Origin of the sequence: Nocardia sp. NPDC101769 (assembly GCF_044766925.1) — a bacterium.
Lineage (GTDB): Bacteria > Actinomycetota > Actinomycetes > Mycobacteriales > Mycobacteriaceae > Nocardia.
The window spans coordinates 1-2,603 of sequence record NZ_JBIWMX010000118.1; the positions used below are offsets into that span (position 1 = coordinate 1).

Genomic DNA, 2,603 nt, shown 5'->3' on the forward strand with positions numbered 1-2,603 from the left:
GTTACCCGAAGCGGCGTGGATCAACCGACCCACGAAGGAGAACACCGACACAGAACAGGCAGCCTGACCTGTCTCATCGGGATTGACAGACTCCGATGCCGCACAACGTCATGCCGCCCCTCATCCCGTGTTCGGGACCGGTAATTTCCATTGCCCCATCGACGCCAATGACCCGACGTCCCTGTGGCACTTCACCTTCAGCCCGTCGTGTATCGATCCATTCAACAGCAGCCGAGAAACGAGCTTCCATTCCATCATCATGGCAGCACGCACGCGACCTCTGAGTAGCTGGAAGGGCCTTGCTGCACAGGGCTCAAGTACGTCATAAAGTCATCGTCGTTGTCACAGTGTGGTTTTGGAGGTAGTGCGGGGTGGAGGCCACGCTTGGGGCCGGTGCGGTGTTCGCGGGCTACAGGATCGAACGACTGCTCGGTGAGGGCGGGATGGGCAAGGTGTATCTGGCCCGCGACCGCGACCTGCCACGACAGGTCGCGTTGAAGCTGCTCAACTGGGCCGCGAGCAGCGATCCCGATGGTCGAAGGCGGTTCCTGCACGAGGCCGAAACCGTTGCTGGTCTGGAGCACCCGAATGTCGTCACCATCTACGCGCGCGGGGAAGAACAGAACCGGCCGTGGATCTCGATGACCTACATCGACGGCAGCGACGTCGACGCCGAACTGCGCAATGGACCCATCGATCCCCCACGCGCGGTGTGGATCGTCACCGAGATCGCGGACGCGCTCGATTACGCGCACCAGCGCGGCGTCCTGCACCGCGACGTCAAACCGGCCAACATCCTGGTCACAAACACCGCGCGGGAGCGCGTGATGCTCACCGACTTCGGGATCGCCAAGGTGCTCGACAACACCACCGCGCTCACCCGAACTGGCGAACTGCTGATGAGTTTCCACTACGCCGCACCTGAACGAATCGACTCGATCGGCGCGGTCGATCACCGCGCCGACGTCTACTCCCTGGGCTGCACTCTCTATCACATGCTGACCGGAACCCTGCCTTATCCGGGGAAAAGCATCTCGCAGTTGATCCATGGGCACCTGAACGCACCGATCCCACGCCCCAGCCACATCAATTCAGCCCTGTCCCCAGCGTTCGATGAGGTCATTGCACGTGCACTGGCGAAAGATCCCGCCGACAGATACGGCTCCTGCGCTCATCTGGCAGCAGCCGCGACACAGGCATCCGGCCGAACAAATCCACACACCACGATCACCATCGGCAGCAACTGCGCACTGCCCCCGCAACCCGAACCAGGCGCCGCCGCACAGACAGGCGATCCGACGTCCGAGGCCGAGGACTGGTACCGCAAAGCCGCTGCCGGCGGTGACGCGAGCGCGATGCACAATCTTGGGTTGTTGCTGGAGAAACGCGGTGACCTTGCCGGCGCCGAGGACTGGTATCGCAAAGCCATCGTCGCCGGGAATAAGGACGCGATGCGCAACCTGGGGCTGCTGCTGTACGACCGCGGTGACCTCGCCCGGGCCGAGGACTGGTACCGCAAAGCCATCGCCGCCGGCAATAAGGACTCGATGCGCAACCTTGGGATACTGCTGCGGGATCGCGGTGACCTCGCCGGGGCCGAGGACTGGTACCGCAAAGCCATCGCGGTCGGCGACGCAGGCGCGATGCACAACCTCGGGATACTGCTGAGGCAACGCGGTGACCTCGCCGGGGCCGAGGACTGGTACCGCAAAGCCATCGCCGCCGGCAATAAGGACGCGATGCGCAACCTTGGGATACTGCTGCGGGATCGCGGTGACCTCGCCGGGGCCCAGGACTGGTACCGCAAAGCCATCGCGGTCGGCGACGCAGGCGCGATGACCAACCTCGGATTCCTGCTCGAGAAGCAGGGTGACCTCGCCGGGGCCGAGGACTGGTACCGCAGAGCCGCTGCCGGCGGTGACGCGTACTCGATGAACAACCTCGGGATACTGCTGAAGAAACGCGGTGACCTCACCGAGGCCGAAGACTGGTATCGCAAAGCCATCGCCGCCGGAGATAAGGACTCGATGCGCAACCTCGGGTTGCTGCTGTACGACCGGGGTGACCTCGCCGGGGCCGAGGACTGGTACCGCAAAGCCGCTGCAGGCGGTGACGCGCGCGCGATGGCTGACCTCGGGCTACTGCTGCAGTGGATCCGACCAATGCCCTGAACTCGGCATGAGCGCGCACTTGAGTCCGCTAGAGCTAGCTGTCTGCACGGGAGGGCCGGTGGCTCTCGGAAGGTGCCGCCGCGCCGGGCAGATCCGTGCGCGCGGCGGAGAGGTTATTCGGCTTCGGAACGCGAGTCGAGTGCCGAGCAGGGCGTTTGACGTGCAGAGATGGGACGTCAATGGGGTCGAGTTCCGAAGCGGATTAGCCTCTGCGAAGAAGTAGGGCAGCGCGCGTATCGCTGCTGGTAGAGACTCTGCTGAGCCCCATTCCGTGTCTGGGTGGGGGCTCAGTCGTGTCCGCAGTGCCTCGCGCGGGCCGGTGCGATCAGCGCGGTCAGCGGCAATGTAGGACGTTGGGTGTCGCGTAGCCGACCGCTGGGGTGGTTCGGGTCTATCGGGTGGTTCCGACGGAGAAGATGGTGTCGATGAGGC

General features: G+C 64.2%; 1 protein-coding gene. It reads left to right on the forward strand.

The window, feature by feature from the left end; genetic code table 11:
- Nucleotides 1-371: 371 nt before the first annotated feature.
- Nucleotides 372-2,171, forward strand: coding sequence for a tetratricopeptide repeat protein (locus ACIRRA_RS45790; protein ID WP_402782381.1), 1,800 nt, complete (start codon nucleotides 372-374; stop codon nucleotides 2,169-2,171).
- The last annotated feature ends 432 nt before the right edge of the window (nucleotides 2,172-2,603 follow it).